Origin of the sequence: Pseudomonas sp. MYb193, from assembly GCF_002966775.1 — a bacterium.
GTDB lineage: Bacteria > Pseudomonadota > Gammaproteobacteria > Pseudomonadales > Pseudomonadaceae > Aquipseudomonas > Aquipseudomonas paracarnis.
This window is the reverse complement of record NZ_CP023269.1, coordinates 3,852,859-3,871,540: the sequence shown is the minus strand read 5'-3', so window position 1 is coordinate 3,871,540 and position 18,682 is coordinate 3,852,859. Positions and strand designations below refer to the sequence as shown.

Annotated in this window: 14 protein-coding genes; 3 read left to right on the top strand and 11 right to left on the bottom strand. The window is 62.8% G+C overall.

What is annotated here, in order from left to right:
* Positions 1–206 precede the first annotated feature (206 nt).
* On the top strand, positions 207–629 hold the full coding sequence (gene hpaR, locus CLM72_RS17470; RefSeq protein WP_014719078.1) for a homoprotocatechuate degradation operon regulator HpaR: 423 nt from the start codon (positions 207–209) through the stop codon (positions 627–629).
* Between the two features lie 123 nt (positions 630–752).
* Here the strand turns inward: hpaR and hpaI are convergent, their stop codons facing one another.
* The 8 genes from hpaI to CLM72_RS17430 form a co-directional block, all read right to left on the bottom strand.
* The gene (gene hpaI / locus CLM72_RS17465; RefSeq protein WP_105227275.1) at positions 753–1,553 is read right to left on the bottom strand and encodes a 4-hydroxy-2-oxoheptanedioate aldolase; all 801 of its coding nucleotides are present in this window, start codon (positions 1,551–1,553) and stop codon (positions 753–755) included.
* Between the two features lie 16 nt (positions 1,554–1,569).
* Positions 1,570–2,373 (bottom strand): 2-oxo-hept-4-ene-1,7-dioate hydratase, encoded by an 804-nt coding sequence (gene hpaH, locus CLM72_RS17460; RefSeq protein ID WP_105227274.1) that lies wholly within the window; start codon positions 2,371–2,373, stop codon positions 1,570–1,572.
* An 11-nt stretch (positions 2,374–2,384) separates the two neighbouring features.
* Positions 2,385–3,689: an MFS transporter gene (locus tag CLM72_RS17455; protein ID WP_105227273.1), complete on the bottom strand. Its 1,305-nt coding sequence runs from the start codon at positions 3,687–3,689 to the stop codon at positions 2,385–2,387.
* 37 nt (positions 3,690–3,726) lie between these two features.
* Entirely contained in the window at positions 3,727–4,119 is a 393-nt protein-coding gene (locus CLM72_RS17450; protein ID WP_105227272.1) for a 5-carboxymethyl-2-hydroxymuconate Delta-isomerase, read from the bottom strand.
* Between the two features lie 15 nt (positions 4,120–4,134).
* Entirely contained in the window at positions 4,135–4,992 is an 858-nt protein-coding gene (gene hpaD, locus CLM72_RS17445; RefSeq protein ID WP_105227271.1) for a 3,4-dihydroxyphenylacetate 2,3-dioxygenase, read from the bottom strand.
* A gap of 154 nt (positions 4,993–5,146) precedes the next feature.
* On the bottom strand, positions 5,147–6,607 hold the full coding sequence (gene hpaE / locus CLM72_RS17440; RefSeq protein WP_105227270.1) for a 5-carboxymethyl-2-hydroxymuconate semialdehyde dehydrogenase: 1,461 nt from the start codon (positions 6,605–6,607) through the stop codon (positions 5,147–5,149).
* A 5-nt stretch (positions 6,608–6,612) separates the two neighbouring features.
* Complete coding sequence (locus CLM72_RS17435) at positions 6,613–7,383, bottom strand: fumarylacetoacetate hydrolase family protein (protein WP_105227269.1); 771 nt, start codon at positions 7,381–7,383, stop codon at positions 6,613–6,615.
* On the bottom strand, positions 7,380–8,045 hold the full coding sequence (locus CLM72_RS17430; protein WP_105227268.1) for a fumarylacetoacetate hydrolase family protein: 666 nt from the start codon (positions 8,043–8,045) through the stop codon (positions 7,380–7,382). The genes CLM72_RS17435 and CLM72_RS17430 overlap by 4 nt, the downstream gene beginning before the upstream one ends.
* Positions 8,046–8,173: 128 nt before the next feature.
* Here CLM72_RS17430 and hpaA point away from each other — a divergent pair, with 128 nt between their 5' ends.
* Positions 8,174–9,034: a 4-hydroxyphenylacetate catabolism regulatory protein HpaA gene (hpaA, locus tag CLM72_RS17425; protein ID WP_089042196.1), complete on the top strand. Its 861-nt coding sequence runs from the start codon at positions 8,174–8,176 to the stop codon at positions 9,032–9,034.
* Here hpaA and CLM72_RS17420 read toward each other — a convergent pair.
* Together CLM72_RS17420 and CLM72_RS17415 are read right to left on the bottom strand one after the other, a co-directional pair.
* Positions 8,961–10,430: an efflux transporter outer membrane subunit gene (locus CLM72_RS17420; protein WP_146120426.1), complete on the bottom strand. Its 1,470-nt coding sequence runs from the start codon at positions 10,428–10,430 to the stop codon at positions 8,961–8,963. The genes hpaA and CLM72_RS17420 overlap by 74 nt on opposite strands.
* Positions 10,430–11,224 (bottom strand): helix-turn-helix transcriptional regulator, encoded by a 795-nt coding sequence (locus CLM72_RS17415; RefSeq protein ID WP_105227266.1) that lies wholly within the window; start codon positions 11,222–11,224, stop codon positions 10,430–10,432. The genes CLM72_RS17420 and CLM72_RS17415 overlap by 1 nt, the downstream gene beginning before the upstream one ends.
* A gap of 490 nt (positions 11,225–11,714) precedes the next feature.
* Between CLM72_RS17415 and CLM72_RS17410 the strand changes: the two genes are divergently transcribed.
* Entirely contained in the window at positions 11,715–17,984 is a 6,270-nt protein-coding gene (locus tag CLM72_RS17410) for a non-ribosomal peptide synthetase (RefSeq protein WP_105227265.1), read from the top strand.
* Positions 17,985–18,545: 561 nt separating this feature from the next.
* Here CLM72_RS17410 and CLM72_RS29320 read toward each other — a convergent pair.
* The gene (locus CLM72_RS29320) at positions 18,546–18,674 is read right to left on the bottom strand and encodes a hypothetical protein (RefSeq protein ID WP_254989796.1); all 129 of its coding nucleotides are present in this window, start codon (positions 18,672–18,674) and stop codon (positions 18,546–18,548) included.
* Positions 18,675–18,682: the final 8 nt, after the last annotated feature.

Below are 18,682 nucleotides of genomic sequence, written 5' to 3'. Positions count from 1 at the left end.
GCGCAGCCTGAAAAAGTGAAGGAAGGCGCTAAAGCGGATGCCTCCATTAGGGCCCCTGGCGGGCGGGAAGTCTTGATCCTGCGTGCCCGGGTTTTTGATTCAGCGCGCCACGGGCGAGGGCACCTACAAGTTATAGCGCGCTCGCCGGCCGGGAATGTTAGAGTTTCGTTAAACTATTAACTAAATACTTCGTGACCCTGAGCCCTATGTCCACACCTCGACAATCCCTGACCCTGGCCTTGCTGCAAGCGCGCGAGGCCGCGATGAGTTTTTTCCGTCCTTCCCTGAATGAACACGGCCTGACCGAACAGCAATGGCGCATCATCCGCATCCTTGAACAGCACGGTGAGTTGGAGATCTACCAACTGGCGGAGCTGGCCTGCATCCTCAAGCCGAGCATGACCGGCGTGCTGGTGCGCATGGAAGCGGCCGGCATGGTGCACCGGCGCAAGGCCGAACAAGACCAGCGCCGGGTGCTGATTACCCTGGCGGACAAGGGCAAGGCGAGTTTCGAGTCCATGAGCCAGTGCATGGAGGCCAACTACCAGCGCTTGCAGGATCAGTTTGGAGAAGAGAAATTCCAGACCTTGTTGGGGTTGCTGGATGACTTGAAGAACATCAAGCGCTGACTCAATGACCTAACCACCACCGGTCAACTGTGGGAGCTGGCTTGCCTGCGATAGCGGTGCGTCAGCGACAAATAAGCCAGCTGACCCAGCGCTATCGCAGGCAAGCCAGCTCCCACATGGATTTCAGTAGACACCACCGGTATTGGCAGCCATCGGTAAGTCTTTGAACTTCCCGGCCAGGCTTTGCAGCCCCCGCATCAACACCGTGGTATCCACCCCCACCGCCACGAACGTCGCCCCCAACGCGATATAGCGTCGTGCGAGATTTTCATCCGCACTGAGAATCCCTGCCGCCTTACCCGCCTTGACGATACGCACGATGGCGTCCTCAATCGCCGCCTGTACCTGCGGATGCCCCGGGTTACCCCGATGGCCCATGGACGCGCTCAAATCTGCCGGGCCGATAAACACCCCGTCCACGCCTTCGACGGCGGCGATGGCGTCCAGATTGGCCAGGCCCTCGGCATTCTCAATCTGCACCAGCAGGCACATCTGCGCATCGGCCTGGTCGAGGTAATCGGCGATGCTGTTCCAGCGCGAGGCGCGGGCCAGGGCGCTGCCGACCCCGCGAATACCCTGGGGCGGGTAGCGCAGGGCGCGCACCAGTTCCCGGGCCTGGGCGGCGCTTTCGACCATGGGCACCAGCAGCGTCTGGGCGCCGATATCCAGCAGTTGTTTGATCAGCGCCGTGTCGCCGATCACCGGGCGAATCAGCGCTTGGCTGGGGTAGGGCGCGATGGCCTGTAATTGCGCGAGCATGTCCCCCAGCTGGTTGGGCGCATGTTCGCCGTCGATCAGCAGCCAGTCGAAACCGGCGTTGGCGGCCAGTTCCGCGCAGTAGGCGTTGGCAAGGCCGAGCCACAGGCCGATCTGTACCTCGCGGTTGTGCAGGCGTTGCTTGAAGCGGTTGACAGGCATGTCCATGAAAGCACTCCTGGGTTCAGACGAAGCGGCAGGCAATCGAGCCGAGCAGGTCGTAGTCGACGTGGAAGGTATCGCCAGGGCGGGCTGCCACGGGGCGGGTAAACGAGCCGCCGAGAATCACCTGGCCGGGCAGCAGGGTGACGTCATAGGGCGCCAGCTTGTTGGCCAGCCACGCCACGCCTTTGGCCGGGTGGTTGAGCACCGCCGCCGACACCCCGGACTCTTCGATCACGCCGTTGCGATACAGCACCGCCGGCACCTTGCGCAGGTCGATCTCGGTGGGGCGCACGGCGCGCCCACCGAGGACCACACCGGCATTGGCGGCGTTGTCGGAGATGGTGTCGAACACCTTGCGGGTGGCGTTGGTATGCGGGTCGACCTGCTGGATGCGGGCGTCGATGATTTCCAGCGCCGGGATCACCCATTCGGTGGCGTCGAGCACGTCGAACACCGTGCAGTTGGGGCCCTTGAGCGGCTTGCCGAGGATGAAAGCCAGTTCCACCTCCACCCGTGGCACGATGAAACGCTCGAAGGGAATGTCGCTGCCTTCGTCGAAAAACATGTCGTCGAGCAGGGCGCCGTAATCGGGTTCGGTGATATTCGACGACACCTGCATGGCCCGTGACGTGAGGCCGATCTTGTGGCCCTTGAGCGTGCGCCCGTGCTTGATCTTCTGCGCGACCCATTCACGCTGGATGGCGTAGGCGTCCTCGATCGTCATATCGGGGTAGTCGAGGGAAAACTGGCGCACCTGTTCGCGGCTGCGTTCGGCGCGGTCCAGGTGGGCGGCAGCTGCGAGGATTTGCTGGGAGTCGAGCATGGCAACGGTCTCTAGTGTGGGTTGACGATGGCGGCCTGGGTGCGCAGCACCAGCAAGCCACCGAGGGCGATAAACAGGGCGAGTACGTACAGCGCCAGGCTGGCGCTCTGGGTGGCGTCGCGCATCCAGCCGATCAGGTAGGGCGCGAGGAACGCGGCGATGCTGCCGAACGAGCTGATCATGGCGATGCCCGCCGCCTGGGTGGTGTGGGAGAGAAACGCCGGTGGCAGTTGCCAGAACATCGGCAGCGCGGCACTGGCGCCCATGCCGGCGACCACCAGCCCGCCCATCACCAGCAGCGCATTGCCGGGCGCCAGGCCCGCGACGGCGATACCGAGTGCCGCCATCAGCAACGGCACGCACAGGTGCCAGCGGCGTTCGCGGTGGCGGTCGGACGAGCGCCCGCAGCCGAGCATGAAGAAGCAGCCGGCCAGGTACGGCACGGCGCTGAGCAAGCCGACCTGGCTGTCACGGCCGATGCCGGCGCCGTGGATCAGGGTGGGCATCCAGAACGCCAGGGTGTTGACCGCCAGCATCACCGCAAAGTACACGGCCACCAGCAGCCACACCTGCGGGTCACGCAGGATGCCGCCGAACGAGGTGATGGTCTTGCGCTGTTCCTCGTTGCTCAATTGGGTGCGCAGTTGCTGCTTTTGCTCGGCAGTCAGCCAGTGCACCGACTCGAAACTGTCCGGCAGCCACTTGAGTACCACCAGCCCCAGCAGCACCACGGGGGCGCCTTCGATCAGGAACATCCACTGCCAGCCGCGCAGGCTGCCGACGTCGTGGAAGTTCTCCAGGATCGCCCCGGAAATCGGCCCGCCCAGCACTCCGGCCATGGGCACCGCAATGGCAAACAAGGCAGTGACCTGGGCGCGACGGCGTGCCGGGTACCAACGGTTGAGGAATACCAGGATCCCCGGGAAAAACCCGGCCTCGGCCACACCCAGCAGAAAGCGCAGCACGTAGAACCCGCGCGCGCTCTCCACCCACAACATGCCGGTGGAGAGCAGACCCCACACCACCATCAGGCAGGCGATCCAGCGCCGTGGCCCGACGCGGTCCAGGGCAATGTTGCTGGGCACGCCGAACAGTGCGTAGGCGATGAAGAACAGGCCGGCGCCGAAGCCATACACGGTGTCGCTGAAGTGCAGGTCGCTGCTCATCTGCATCTTGGCAAAACCGATGTTGATACGGTCCAGATGGGCGAACAGGTAACACACCAGCAACAATGGCATCAGGCGCCAGGTCACCAAACGATGGGTACGGTCGTGCTCGGCAAGCCGCAGGCTTGCAGTGGAATGGGCTGTGCTCATGATGTTGTTCTTTTTGTTGTAGGTGTGAGGGGCCGTTTCAGTTCGCCGGGTTGTTCAGAAACGCATGCACATTGTTCTGCTTGAAGTTGAGCTGCGGGTGCAGCTCGATCATCTCGAACGACAGCGCCAACAACCGTTGCGCCTGCAGCTCGGCGAAGTGTGCGGTGATCACCGCGAACACCGCTTGGGCGACTGCTTCGCGCGTCGCCAGGTCGCGGCCATGGCCGACCTTGAGGGTCATGTGCACAAAGGCATAGTCGTGCTTGCCATCGGCCATGCGCCAGGTGTCCAGGCGCACGCCGCGACTGCGAATGCCGCCCAATGGAAACACACCGCTGTCACCCAGCACGCGGTGGACTTTTTCAAACAGGCCGGGCAAATCGGCCTGCTGTTCGAGGTTGTCGGTGTACTCAGCGATAAAGTGCGGCATGGGGCTCTCCCAGGGTTAAAGCGGGAAAATCGCGTTGATCTGGCCGGTGCCCGAACTGCCGAACGGCGGCGTGATGATCTCGGCCGGCTTGGCATAATCCGGCCCACCCAGCAGGCCCAGGAGCATGGCGGTGTCGTGCATCTTGCCTTCGCCAAAACAATGTTCGGCGTAGTCGGGCAACATGGAGCAGAACTCTTTGAAGCGACCTTGCTTCCACATTTCCACGACATGCAGGTCCACCTGCTTGTCGAATTCGCGGGTCCAGTTGTGGATATTCGCCTCAGCCTGGCGGTCGTCCGAGAACCGATGGGACAGCGAGCCGGACGCCAGCACCAGCACCTTGCGGTCGCTCTTTTCGATCGCCCGGCGCACGGCGGCGCCGAAGGCGAAGCTGTCTTCCAGGCGATGCCAGGCGCACCAGGCAGCGATGGAAATGACCTTGAATTTCTGTGCGTCGGGCACGCCCATATGCATGTACCGCATGGGCACCAGGGTGCCGTATTCAAGTTCCAGGCTCGGGATGTTGTGGGCCATGCTGCGCACGCCAGCCAGGTTGGCTTCGGCGGCGATCAGCTCGCCCAGCTCTGGGCAACCGGGGTAGGCGTAGTCCATGTTCTTGATGAAGTGCGGCAGTTCGTTGCTGGTGTAGGTGCCCTGGAACTGCTCGCCGCAATTGACGTGGTAGCCGCTGTTGACCAGCCAGTGCACGTCGAACACCACCGCAGTGTCTGCCCCCAGTTCGCGGGCACGCCGGCCGATCTCCTTGTGCCCGGCAATCGCCGCTTCGCGACAGCCGTGATGTTTGCCGGGCAGTTCCGACAGGTACATCGACGGTACGTGGCAGATCTTCGCTGCCAGAACCACTTCGCCCATGATGACTCTCCTGAATAATTATTCTTGTATGGCCTGTGAGGTCCCTGTGGGAGCTGGCTTGCCTGCGATGGCATCGACTCGGTACGGCTGAAGGACCGCGGTGTCTGCATCGCGGGCAAGCCCGGCTCCCACAGGAGGCTTGCTTGATCCTGGGCTACACGCCCCAGCGCGGAATGTGATGACTGCCCATGGAAATACACACGTTCTTGATCTCGGCAAACACTTCGAAGCTGTACTGGCCGCCTTCACGCCCGGTGCCCGAGCCTTTGACCCCGCCAAACGGCTGGCGCAAATCCCGTACGTTCTGGCTGTTGATAAATACCATGCCCGCTTCGATACCGCGCGCCAGGCGGTGGGCCTTGCCGATGTCCTGGGTCCAGATGTAGGAGGCCAGCCCGTATTCGGTGTCGTTGGCCAGTTGCAATGCCTCGGCTTCATCCTTGAACGGAATCAGGCACACCACCGGGCCGAAGATTTCTTCCTGGGCGATGCGCATCCGGTTGTTCACGTCGGCAAACACCGTCGGCTGGATAAACTGGCCGCGGCTGAGGTGCGCCGGCAGGTTGGCCGGGCGTTCCAGGCCGCCAGCCAGCAGCGTGGCGCCTTCCTCCAGGCCGATCTTGATGTAGCCGGTGACCTTGTCGTAGTGGGCCTGGGTGATCATCGAGCCGACCTGAGTCTTCGGGTCCTGGGGGTCGCCGACGATCAAGCGCTTGGCGCGCGCCGCGAACTCGGCGACAAATTGCGGGTAGACGCTTTCCTGGATGAAGATGCGGCTGCCGGCGGTGCAGCGCTCGCCGTTGAGGGAAAAGATCGTGAACAACGCGGCGTCGAGGGCGCGTTCCAGGTCGGCGTCTTCAAAAATCAGCACCGGCGACTTGCCGCCCAGTTCCATGGAGTACTTTTTCAGGCCGGCGCTCTGCATGATTTTCTTACCGGTGGCGGTGCCGCCGGTAAAGGAAATCGCCCGTACATCCGGGTGGCGCACCAGTGCATCACCGGCGGTGGCGCCGTAGCCCTGGATGACATTGAGCACGCCGTCGGGAATCCCGGCTTCCACCGCCAGGCGCCCCAGTTCATTGGCGGTCAGCGGCGACAGCTCCGACATCTTCAACACCGCCGTATTGCCCAGCGCCAGGCACGGCGCGGTCTTCCAGGTGGCGGTCATGAACGGCACGTTCCACGGCGACACCAGCCCGCACACGCCTACCGGCTGGTACAGGGTGTAGTTGAGCATCTGGTCATCCACCGGGTAGGTGTGGCCGTCCATGCGGGTGCAGACTTCTGCGAAGAAATCGAAGTTGTGCGAGGCACGCGGGATCAACACGTTCTTGGTCTGGTGGATCGGCAGGCCGGTGTCCAGGGTTTCCAGCTCGGCCAGGTGTGGCACGTTCTGTTCGATCAACTCACCCAGTTTGCGCATCAAGCGCGCGCGCTCCTTGGCCGGCGTATTGGCCCACTTGGGGAACGCGGCCTTCGCCGCCGCTACGGCTTGCGCGACTTCTTCGGCGCCGCCGCTGGCGACTTCGCCGATGGCCTCGCCGGTGGCCGGGTTGTAGTTGATAAAGGTGTCTTTGCTTTCGACCTCACGGCCGTTGATCCAGTGTTTGATCATGGTGCTCAAGCCTCTTTGCGCGCGGAGAAAAACTCCGTTTCACTGACAATACGGTTGACCAGGCGGCCCACGCCTTCGACTTCCACCACTACCTCATCCCCCGGCACCACATCGGCCAGCCCCTCGGGCGTGCCGGTGGCGATCATGTCGCCCGGTTGCAGGGTCATGAAGCTGGACAGGTATTCGATGAGGTAGGGGATATCGAAAATCATGTCTTTCGTGCTGCCTTCCTGGCGCAGTTCGCCGTTGATCCAGGTGCGCAATTTCAGGTTGCCTGGGTCGGGCACATCCGCCACGTCGACAATCCACGGGCCGACCGGGGTGGTGGCGTCGCGGTTTTTCACGCGCAGGTTGGGGCGGTAGTAGTTTTCCAGGTAGTCGCGGATCGCGTAGTCGTTGCACACCGTGTAACCGGCCAGGTAGTCCAGGGCGTCGGCGCGCTTGACGTTGCGCGCGGTCTTGCCGATCACCGCCACCAGCTCGCACTCGTAGTGCATGTAGGCGACGTTGTCCGGGCGCCAGGTGACTTGGCGGTGACCGGTGTAGGTGCCCACCGACTTGATGAATGCCAGCGGTTCGGTCGGCGGCGTAAAGGCCAGTTCGGCGGCGTGGTCGGCGTAGTTCAAACCCAGGGCGAACATGTTGCCGGTGGCGGGTGGCAGCCATTGCACCTGGTCTTCGGCCAGCAACCGCCCATCCTCAAGGCGCACGCTGCAGTCGGCTTGCACCCATACGTTGTGGGTTGCACCTTCAAAGTGGATACGTGCGCGTTTCATGCCGATGCCTCCGCTGCAATGGTGTTGCTCAGGCGGCCAATGCCGGTGATATCGACTTCAACCTGGTCGCCTGGCTGCACATCCACGCGGCCTTGCGGGGTGCCGGTGATCAGCACATCGCCGGGGTACAGGGTCATGAACTCGCTGATCTCGGCGATCAATTGCGGGATGTCGCGCACCCAATCGGCGGTAGAGCTTTCCTGGCGCAGCTCGCCATTGACGAACAGCTTGAGGCTCAATTGATTGGGGTTGGCCACTTGATCCCGCGCCACCAACTGCGGGCCCAGGGCGCAAAACCCATCGCGGCATTTGGCTTTGACGGCGGGGCGGTAGTAGCTGTCTTCCGGCAGGCTGAATTCATTCATCACCACATACCCGGCCACATGCGCCATGGCGTTCTCCAGGCTGACACGGCTGGCGCGCTGGCCGATCACCACACCCAGCGCCGGGCCCGGCTGCAGGCGCTCGCCCGCAGGCTGCAGCACTACGCCGCCATGGGCATTGCGGGTGTTGGGGGTTTTGATAAACAGCACCGGCTTGGTCGGTGGCTGCTGGTAGGGCGGCTGTTGGAAGGCGGCGAGATATTGGTCCAGCAGGCCCTGGTAGTTCAGCGCAACGCCAAACAGGGTGCCGCTGGCAACATCATGCAGGGTACGGCTCATGCGTTTCTCCTGGCGGTGACGACGGCTGCACAGGCCGTTCGTTAAGTTGTTAACGTTATAATTAATATGTTAACTACCGTCAAGCGTGGCACACTGCGCTGGCCTCACAACAACAAGAAGAGAACCCCGTGAAGCCGATTCCCAACATCAACATCGGGCAGGTCTACGACCAGCGCTACAGCGACGCCGAGGTGCATTACGACAAGCTCGGCAACCTGGCGGGGTTTTTCGGGCGCAATATGGCGGTGCATCGCCATGACCGGTTTTTCCAGGTGCATTACGTCAAGAGTGGTGCAGTGCGGGTGTATCTGGATGACCGCCAGTACGTTGAATCGGGGCCGATGTTTTTTCTCACGCCGCCCACGGTGGCCCACGCGTTTGTCACCGAAGCCGATGCCGACGGGCATGTGCTGACGGTGCGCCAGCAGCTTGTATGGGGATTGATCGACGCCGACCCCAGCCTCGCCTCCGGTGCGGCATGTGTGGCCTTGACTGGCGACGCTGAGGGGTTGGAACAACTCTTCGAGGCGCTGTGCAGTGAGATCAACGCCGAACGGGCAGGGCGTGCCGCCGCCCTCGACAGCCTGACGCGGTTGATCATGATCCGCCTGCTGCGCCTGTGCGCCCACGCCCAGCCGGCACGCCCGACAGCCCATGAAGACCTGCGCATCTTCCATCGTTTCAACGAGCTGATCGAAGCCCACTACCTGGAACATTGGCCGTTGGCGCGTTATGCCGAGGGCATTGGCGTGACCCAGGCGCGGCTCAATGAAGTGTGCCGACGCATTGCCGACCTGCCGTCCAAGCGCTTGATCCTTGAACGGCTGATGCAGGAGGCCAAGCGCCTGCTGTTGTTTACCGGCAGTTCCGCGAATGAAATCTGCTACCAGCTGGGGTTCAAGGACCCTGCGTATTTCAGCCGGTTTTTTTTGCGGTATGCACAGATGACACCGGGGGAGTACCGGCTGCGGCAGTCGGGGTTGCGCTGATATCCCAGGCGCCACCCAGTGCGGTATACAAATTCACCTCGGCGACCAACTGCGCCAGCCGGTCCACAATCAGCGCCTGTTGCGCGCTGAACAGCGAACGCTGCGCATCGAGGAATGTCAGGTTGCTGTCCACGCCGCTGCGGTAACGGTGTTCGGCCAGGTCATAGTAGTTCTGGTTGGCGGCGACGAAATCCCGTTGCGCCGCCAGTTGGTCGTTGAAGGTCTGGCGTGCGGCGAGGCCGTCGGCAACTTCCTGGAAGGCGCCCTGGATGGATTTTTCGTACTGGGCCACCGTGATGTCCTTCTGCAGCCTGGCGTAATCGAGGCTGGCGCGCAGGCTGCCGGCGTTGAAGATCGGCAGGTTGATCTGCGGCTGAAAGGTCCAGCTGCCCGAGCCGCCCTTGAACAGCCCCGACAGCTCCTTGCTGGTGCTGCCTGCGTTTGCAGTCAGGGTCACGGAAGGAAAGAACGCTGCACGTGCCGCACCGATATTGGCGTTGGCCGCCTGCAGTTGGTATTCGGCCTGGAGGATATCCGGGCGGCGTTGCAGCAGGTCCGAGGGCAAGCCGGCGGGCACGCGGGCGACCAGATCGTCGGCCAGCGGTCGCGCAGGCAGGTGTTCATCCACCGGGCCACCCACCAGCAGCGTGAGGTTGTTGAGGTCCTGGGCCACCTGGCGTTCATAGCGGGCTACGCTGGCGCGGGTACTTTCCACTGCTGTGCGCGCTTGCACCAGGTCCAGCGCCGAGGCTTTGCCTGCGCTTTTACTGCGGCTGGTCAATTGCCAGCTATGGTCGTTGGCGACCAGAGTTTGCTCGGCCAGGGCCAGCAGTTCCTGATCGGCGCGCCAGGTCAGGTAGGCATTGGCGACGTTGGCCACCAGGCTCAATTGCGTACTGCGCCGCGCTTGTTCGGTGCCCAGGTAAGTGAGCAGCGCTTGTTCGCTGAGGCTGCGCACGCGGCCGAACAGATCCAGCTCATAGGCACTCAGGCCCAAGGTGGCGGAATAGCTGGAGGTTATCGCTGACTTGCCGGTGCCGGTCACGCTCCCTGGCAGCTTCTGGCGCTTGCCGGCGCCTGTGGCAGAGAGTGCCGGGAAGAGGTCCGCGCGCTGGATACGGTACTGCGCCTGGAACGCCTGCACATTCAGGGCCGCCACTCGCAGGTCGCGGTTGTTGAGCAGTGCATCATTAATCAGCTGCTGCAGCGCCGGGTCGTAGAACAGCTGCTGCCAGTCCGGGTTTTGCGCCAGGGGGCCGGCCTGCGCCAGGCGGTAGACGCCGCCTTGGGGGTACTGCGCAGGCGTCGGCGCGGCTGGTCGCTGGTACTCGGGAATCAGCGAGCAACCGCCGAGCATCCAGGCCATGCCGACGGTGCACAGTGCTCGTGTGTTCATCAGGCGCCCACCATCCATTTGGCCAGGCCATGCCGGCCGCTTACGCCCAGCTTGGCGGCGGCACGTTTGAGGTAGGTCTCGATCGAGCTGTTTTTGACACTGAGTTTCTCCGCGATTTGCGGCACGGTACCGCCGGTCAGCAGGCCCAGGCACACCTCCTGTTCCCGCGCCGAAAGGGTGATGTCGCTCAAAGACAAGCGTTTGTAGAACTCACGCTGCAACTGCGATTGTTCCAACAGGGTATGGGCCGGCTCAGTCTCGGCGTGCGGCGCCTGGCGCAGGCTCTGGGCGTGCCGTTCCATCAACGGCAACAGCGTGTCCGACAAGCACTTGAGAAACGACAACTCAGCCAGGGAGAACCCCTGCTGGGTCGGCGGGCGGTAGAGCGAAATCACACAGCGTCGATTGCCCTGGCGCGATACCAGATTGCACTGGTGCGAAGTACCGCGCGGATGCGCGCTGTTGGCCTTGGCGTTCATCTGGATCAGCAGCGGGTCTTGCATGTGCAGCATCTGCCGCAACAGCGGGTGGTCGTTCAGCGCATGCAAGGTCTGGGGCACCGACAAATCCTTTTTCACCCCGGCGCTGCCCAGTAACTTGATGTCCAGCACGCGGTCGCGCAGTTCATCCAGGGTCCATTCGCTGAGGTCTACCAGGTGAATCGGTACCCACTTGCCCACCAGCTGCAACATCGTGGCGGCGAAATGTTCGTCGCCGCTGTTTGAAATCAACTCGCCCATTTCGGCATAAAAATGCGGGCCGCAGGTGTCGCCAATACTTGGGGTCAGACTCATAGCCATCTCATCCTTGATGTCGAAAACCGTCAACGGTTGCCCAGGGCCTGTGCAGGGCGCTCCGTACTGCTTGAACGTAACTCGGCGTTCGAAATTTTATTTAGCCATAGGGATTTGTCCTACGTATGTAGCGGAAACGAGGGACACAAGCTGCCATAAAAGCTGCGCCATTAATCCGACGTTTCTCGTGAATTAAGCCGGCTACGTACAGGTGTAAGTTATTTTTAGTCTTAGTTAAGTTATTGATGTAAATGATGAATTATTAAAATAAAGGGGTTATCCAGAGGCTCGGCATGGATGAGCTGTAGCCAATCTCCTACAACGCTTTAATCGTTTCAGCCATGAACCTTCGACCAAGGCCTATCCATCCATTTGAATGTCCGGGTTTCGGGTGTCAGACACCCCTCGGCGCCCATGCTCCAATCCGGCAACTTTGGCGTAATGGGCCACCTCTGCGCGGCCAGTGCCTGACCCCCATGAGAAGGATCTTATGCAGTATTCCTCCAGCCAGCCGGCCCGCTTCCCCCTCACTGGCGCCCAACAAGACATTTGGCTCGACCAACTGCGCGTGGGCGATTCGCCGCTGTACAACATTGGCGGCTATCTGGATTTTGCTGGCACCGTCGAGCCCGAACGCATGCAGCATGCTGTCGCACTGCTGGTGGCCCGTCACGATGCACTACGCACCCAACTGCACACCGACGCCAATGGCCTGCCTGGGCAAACATTCGCCCCGCAGTTGAAGGTGGAAATGGCGCTGCATGATTTCTCCGCGCTGCCCGACCCATCCGCGGCAAGCCAAACCTTGATGCAGGCGCAAATGGCTCGGCCCTACGCCCTGAGCGGCGAGCCACTGTGCCGTTTTTTCCTGGTCAAACTTGATGATGATCACTACCGCCTCGGTACCCAGGCTCATCACCTGATCCTCGACGGCTGGGGCTTCGGCCAGATGCTGCAATCCCTCGCGCAGCTCTACAGCGCCCTGGAGCAGGGGCGCGCCACCGAGCCACTGGCACCGTCCTACATCGACTTTATCGACACCGACCAACGCTACCTGCAATCGGCCCGCTACGCCCGCGACCGTGATTATTGGCTGGGCAAATACCAGGTGTTGCCCGAGCCGCTGCTCAGCCCCAGGCACAACGCCAAGACGTCGAGCAACACCTGGGTGCAAGGCTTCCCGGTGCAGTTGCTCGACCGTATGGAGCGGGTTGCCAACCACTACCAGGCGTCGGCCTTTCATGTGTTGCTGGCGGCGATGTATGTGTATTTCACCCGCACCAGCCAACGGCAGGAATGGGGAGTGGGCCTGCCGATTCTCAACCGCTCCAACGCGCGGTTTCGCGCCACTGTGGGCCTGTTCACCCAGGTCAGCGCGGTACGTTTTGCGTTCAGCGAGGGCGTGTCTTTCGGTGCTCTGGTACGGGGCATCCGTGATCAGCTCAAGCAGGATTTTCGTCATCAGCGCTTCCCGTTGAGTGAGATGAACCGCGAGCTGGGCTTGCGCCGAACAGATCGCGGGCAACTTTTCGACGTGTCGGTATCGTTCGAGCAGGACGACCACGACCTGCGCTTCGGTCAGGTCCAGGCCCGCGCGATCAAGGTCTCCAATCACCATGAAGCGCTACCGCTGGCCATTCACTTGCGCAGCAACCGTTACCAGGACAATGCGTGGCTGCATTGCGTCTACAACGAGGCGTATTTCCAGGCGCACGATGTGCAGGCGTTGGCCCAGCGTTTCATCGGGCTGCTGGAGCAGGGGTTGGAGGACACTGCGCTGCCCATCGGCGAGTTTTGCATGCTGCTGCCCGAGGAGCAGGCCCGACTGCTGCACTGGAACGCCACCGCGCAGCCCAACGCCGCGCCGCAAACCCTGCACCAGCGCATTGAAGCCCAGGCCGCACGCACGCCCCACGCGATTGCGGCGGTGTATCAGGACCGCTCACTGAGCTACACCCAACTCAACCGCCAGGCTAATGCACTGGCCCATCAATTGGTGGCATTCGGCGTACAGCCCGATGACCGTGTGGCGATCCTGGCCCGGCGTGGCCTTGACACCCTGGCGGGGCTGTTGGCGATCCTCAAGGCCGGCGCTTGCTACGTGCCGCTGGACCCGGCCCATCCCGGCGAACGCCTGGAGTACCTGCTGCACGACAGCGCGCCCGTGGCCATCCTGACTCAGCGCGATTTACGCCAGCGTCTGCCCGTCTCGACGGTACCGGTGATCGCGCTGGAGCCTGGCAGCGCATCCATCGAGAGTAACCCTCGGGTTGCCGTCACGCCGTCGAACCTGGCTTATGTGATTTACACCTCGGGTTCCACCGGGTTGCCCAAGGGTGTGATGGTCGAACATCACAGCGTGTCGAACCTGGTGGACTGGCATTGCCAGGCATTCGACCTGCACGCGGGCAGCCACACTGCCAGCGTCGCCGGCTTCGGTTTTGATGCCATGGCCTGGGAAGTCTGGCCGGCGTTGTGCGTGGGGGCGACCTTGCACCTGCCACCGGCCCATGAAGGCGCGGAAGATATCGACGCGTTGCTCGGCTGGTGGCGCTCGCAACCATTGGATGTGTGTTTCCTGCCCACGCCTGTGGCTGAATATGCCTTCAGCCAGGGGCTGGGGCATCCCACCTTGCGCACCTTGCTGATCGGCGGCGATCGCCTGCGCACCTTCACCCAGGCACAGACGTTCGCGGTGGTGAACAACTATGGCCCCACCGAAGCCACCGTTGTGGCGACCTCGGGGCGCGTTGAGGTGGGCCAGCCGTTGCATATCGGCGCGCCGGTCGCCAATGCCCGCGTCTACCTGCTGGACGGGCAGCAACGCCCAGTACCGATTGGCGTGGCGGGGGAGTTGTATGTCGGCGGCAAGGGCGTGGCGCGGGGGTACCTGAACCGTGCTGAGTTGAGTGCCGAACGGTTTATCGACGACCCATTCAGTGGCGGTCGCATGTACCGCACCGGCGACCTGGCGCGCTGGCTGCCAGACGGCAATCTCGACTACCTGGGGCGCAATGACGACCAGGTAAAAATCCGTGGCGTGCGCATCGAACTGGGGGAAATCGAGTCGGCCCTGGCCAGCCATCCGGCGCTTCAGGACGCGGTGGTGCAATTTCGCGACGGGCAATTATGGGCGTGGTTTGTGCCACGTCAGCCTGTGGAAATCGAAGTACTGCGCACTCACCTGCAGGCCTCGCTGCCGGACTACATGCTGCCGGCGGCTTACGTGTGCCTCGACGCGTTGCCCCTCACCGCCAACGGCAAGCTCGACCGCCGAGCCTTGCCGTCACCGACCCAGGAAGCCTTTATCACCCGCCGCTTCGAAGCGCCACAGGAGGGCGTGGAAACCACACTGGCGCAGATCTGGGCCGAGTTGCTGCACGTGCAGCCAGTGGGCCGCCATGACCATTTCTTCGAGCTGGGCGGGCATTCGCTGTTGGCGGTGCAACTGGTGCAGCGCATGCGCCAGGCCGGCCTGCGCGCCGATGTGCAAGTGCTGTTCGGCCAGCCGACCCTGGCGGCGCTGGCGGCGGCGTGTGTCGGTCACGAACAGGCGGTGCCGGCCAATCGAATCCCGACCGGTTGCACCCATATCACCCAGGATTTGCTCGTCCTGGCCGAACTTGACCAAACCAGCCTCGACCGCATCGTCGCCGGCATCCCTGGCGGCGCCGCCAACGTGCAGGATATCTATCCGCTGGCGCCGTTGCAGGAAGGGTTGCTCTACCACCACCTCACCGACGCGCACGACCCGTACCAGCAACAAGCGCTGTTCAGCTTCGCGCGCCGCGAGCAGTTGGATGCCTTCGCCAGTGCCCTGCAACAGGTGATCGATCGCCACGATATTTTGCGCACCAGCCTGGTGTGGGATGCCCTGGAACAACCGATGCAGGTGGTGTGGCGCCAGGCGCAGCTGCGGGTTGACGCGTTGCGCGAACCGGCGCAACCCCTGGACTTGCGCCAGGCGCCGCTGATGGCCCTGGATTACGCCGAGGAGCCCCAGCACCAGCGCTGGGTCGCCAGGCTGCGCTTTCATCATCTGGTCAACGACGCCACGTCGACCACGCTGCTGGTAGACGAGATTCGTGCCCATCTGCTGGGTCAGCAGGCGCAACTGCCTGTGCCCGTGCCTTATCGCAACATGGTCGCGCAGGCCCGCTCAACGGCTCGCCAGGCGGCGCACGAGGCGTTCTTTCGAGAGCGTCTGGCGGATGTCGATGAGCCGACCTTGGCGTTCGGTCTACAGAAGCGTCAGGCCCTGCGTGCCGAGACCGAAGAGGCGCAGCGCTCGCTCAGCGACGCACTCAATCTGCGCCTGCGCAGCCAGGCCCGAGCCCTGGGGGTCAGTGCCGCGAGCCTTTTCCACCTGGCCTGGGCTCAGGTGCTCAGCCGTGTCGCCGGCCGCGAAGATGTGGTGTTCGGTACCGTGCTGCTCGGCCGCTTGCAAGCCGGCGAGGGGGCCGAGCGGGCCTTGGGCATGTTTATCAACACCTTGCCGCTGCGCCTGCGCCTGGCCGGGAAAAACGTGGCGGATGCGCTGCACGACACCCACGCGCAACTGAGCGCTTTGCTCGCCCATGAACAGGCGTCCCTGGCGTTGGCCCAGCGCCGCAGCGGCGTGCCGGAACTGTTCAACAGTTTGCTCAACTATCGTCACACCTCGGCGGACCCTGGACTGAACCTTGTGCCGGGCATTGCCTTGCTTAGCAGTGAAGACATCCTCAGTTACCCGTTGATGCTCACGGTGGACGACACGGCCAGCGGCTTCCGGCTCAAGGTCATGGCCCCGGACACCGTGGGCGCTGAACCTGTCTTGAGCTACTTCGACACCGCGCTGAACGGCCTGCTGGACGCATTGGAAAGCACGCCGGATATGCCGCTGCGCGGTGTGCAGGTGCTGCCCGCGAGCCAATTGCGTACTCTGTTGGTGGACCTCAACGCAACCTCCATCGACTACCCAAAAACGCTGACCGTGCAAGCGCTGTTTGAAGCCCATGCGCGGCGAAACCCCGATGCCATTGCGGTGCAGGCGGGTCAGCACGCATTGACCTACCGCCAACTCAACGAACGTGCCAACCAACTGGCTTTTCACTTGCGTGAGCACGGCGTACAACCGGACTCGCGGGTGGCGTTGTGCGTGGAGCGTGGGTTGGACTTGGTGGTGGGCTTATTGGGAATTCTCAAGGCGGGCGGCGCCTACGTGCCGCTCGACCCAGGTTACCCACGCGAGCGCCTGGCCTACATGCTCACAGACAGCCAGCCAGTGGCACTGTTGGTACAAGCTGCCACTCGCGAAGGGGTGGGCGATGTCTCGATCCCGCTGATCGACTTCGACCACTGCACCTGGAATCAGGCGCCGATCGACAATCCAAGCGTGCCAGGCTTGAGCGTCGCCAATCTCGCCTACGTGATGTACACCTCGGGCTCCACCGGCACGCCCAAGGGTGTGATGATCGAGCACCGTGGCCTGGGCAACCTGTTGCATTGGGGCTCGCAACTGTGCCCGAACGCCGAAGGCGGCGCCTTGTTGCAGCGCGCGCCGTTCAGCTTCGATGGTTCTGTGTGGGAGCTGTTCTGGCCGTTGAGCAACGGCATGCGCCTGGTGTTGGCGCGGCCCGATGGGCACCGTGAACCGGCGTACCTGGCCCAGGTGATTCGTGAGCAGCAGATCAGGGTGATCCAGTTCGTGCCCGCCATGTTGCAGCAGTTTCTGGACCTGGACGAATCGGCCCTGTGCACCAGCCTCACCGATATAGTGTGCGGCGGCGGCGAACTCACCGCCGCCTTGGCCCGTGGCGTGCAGGCGCGCTTGCCCACGGTGCGCTTGCATAACGTGTACGGCCCCACCGAAGCCACGGTGGACAGCTGCGCCTGGACGCTCGAACTCGGCGCGCCGGTGCCCGCCTTGCAACTGCCGATTGGCCGCGCCATCAACAACACCCGCCTGTATGTCCTGGACGCTCATGATGCGCCGGTGCCCATGGGTATCAGCGGCCAACTGCACATCGGCGGCGTCGGCGTTGCCCGTGGTTACCTGGGCTTGGAACAGCTGACCGCCGATCGTTTCATCGAAAGCCCCTTCGTGCCCGGCGACCGCCTGTATCGCACCGGCGACCTGGTGCGCTACCTGCCTGACGGCAATCTTGAATTCCTTGGGCGTAACGACTTCCAAGTGAAACTTCGCGGTGTGCGCCTGGAGCTGGGAGAGATCGAAGCACGCCTGGCCGCCCACCCGGCATTGCACGAGGTGGCGGTATTGATTCGCGATGAGCGCCTGGTGGCCTACTTCACCCTGCGCGGCCAGGCGCCGGGCCTGCAAGCCTTGCGTGACCATGTGCTGGAGCACCTGCCGGAATACATGGTGCCGGCCGCCTTCGTGCAACTCGACGCACTGCCCCTCAATCCCGCCGGCAAACTCGACCGCAAGGCCCTGCCGGCGCCAGGGCTGGAGGCCGTGCTTAGCCGAACCTACGAAGCGCCAGTGGGCGAGGTGGAAACCCTGATGGCCGGGATCTGGGCTGACGTGTTGAAACTCGAACGGGTAGGGCGCCATGACCACTTCTTTGAACTGGGCGGGCACTCCCTGTTGGCAGTGAACCTGGTAGCCCGCCTGCGCAAGGCCGGGCTGGACGTGGACGCCCGCACCCTGTTCAGCCAGCCCACGCTGGCGCAACTGGCCGCGAAAACAGCGGTACAGGCCCCGTGCGTGGAAGCTCCCCAAACCGCCATCCCCCAACTCAACCGCCGTCGACGGATTTAGCTGACTTGTGGTGAGGGGAGCTTGCGGTGGAAGCGGCTTGCTCGCGAAAGCGGCCTGACAGCCGGCATTGATCCAACTGATGCCCTGCGAACCCATGTGGGAGCTGGCTTGCCTGCGATGGCCATAGGTATCTACACAACTTTGTAGTCTGTAGCCGCCGACGGTAACCACGATGCGAAGCGGGCCGCTCTTGATCTTGATCTGCTTTTGATCTTAGGCGCCCCGTTAAACCACGCTGTCGGATTACGGGCACACCGAGACTAGGCGAGGTGCCGAGTGGTGGGGCAAGAGCCTTTTGGTTACTTTGGCTGGGCCGGCATTCCGGCTCTTTTCAACAGTGACCCGCTGTAAAAGCGGAACCAATAGCAGCCATTACCGCAGGAACCGATATGTACGCGGTCTGACCCGAGATACTGGTCGGATTTAAGGCCGCCTTCGCAGGCAAGCCAGCTCCCACATTGGATCGCGGGGCATCAGTTATATCAGCGTCGGCTGTCAGGCCGTCGCGGGAGCAAGCTCTCTCGCCACAGGTCCGGCGTCGCATTAAAGTTGTGTAGATATCTATGCTGCGATGGCATCGACCCGGTTCGCCTGAACTACCAAGGTATTTGCATCAATACCAAGGTAGGAGCGATCCACCGTCGTCTTGGCAATCGCCAACAAATGCCACACCGCCAGAATCTTCGCCATGAAAAAAG

Coding starts and splice junctions, on each gene's coding strand:
- hpaR (WP_014719078.1), top strand. CDS start 207: ATGTCCACACCTCGACAATCCCTGACCCTGGCCTTGCTGCAAGCGCGC.
- hpaI (WP_105227275.1), bottom strand. CDS start 1,553: ATGGACATGCCTGTCAACCGCTTCAAGCAACGCCTGCACAACCGCGAG.
- hpaH (WP_105227274.1), bottom strand. CDS start 2,373: ATGCTCGACTCCCAGCAAATCCTCGCAGCTGCCGCCCACCTGGACCGC.
- CLM72_RS17455 (WP_105227273.1), bottom strand. CDS start 3,689: ATGAGCACAGCCCATTCCACTGCAAGCCTGCGGCTTGCCGAGCACGAC.
- CLM72_RS17450 (WP_105227272.1), bottom strand. CDS start 4,119: ATGCCGCACTTTATCGCTGAGTACACCGACAACCTCGAACAGCAGGCC.
- hpaD (WP_105227271.1), bottom strand. CDS start 4,992: ATGGGCGAAGTGGTTCTGGCAGCGAAGATCTGCCACGTACCGTCGATG.
- hpaE (WP_105227270.1), bottom strand. CDS start 6,607: ATGATCAAACACTGGATCAACGGCCGTGAGGTCGAAAGCAAAGACACC.
- CLM72_RS17435 (WP_105227269.1), bottom strand. CDS start 7,383: ATGAAACGCGCACGTATCCACTTTGAAGGTGCAACCCACAACGTATGG.
- CLM72_RS17430 (WP_105227268.1), bottom strand. CDS start 8,045: ATGAGCCGTACCCTGCATGATGTTGCCAGCGGCACCCTGTTTGGCGTT.
- CLM72_RS17420 (WP_146120426.1), bottom strand. CDS start 10,430: ATGAACACACGAGCACTGTGCACCGTCGGCATGGCCTGGATGCTCGGC.
- CLM72_RS17415 (WP_105227266.1), bottom strand. CDS start 11,224: ATGAGTCTGACCCCAAGTATTGGCGACACCTGCGGCCCGCATTTTTAT.
- CLM72_RS17410 (WP_105227265.1), top strand. CDS start 11,715: ATGCAGTATTCCTCCAGCCAGCCGGCCCGCTTCCCCCTCACTGGCGCC.
- CLM72_RS29320 (WP_254989796.1), bottom strand. CDS start 18,674: ATGGCGAAGATTCTGGCGGTGTGGCATTTGTTGGCGATTGCCAAGACG.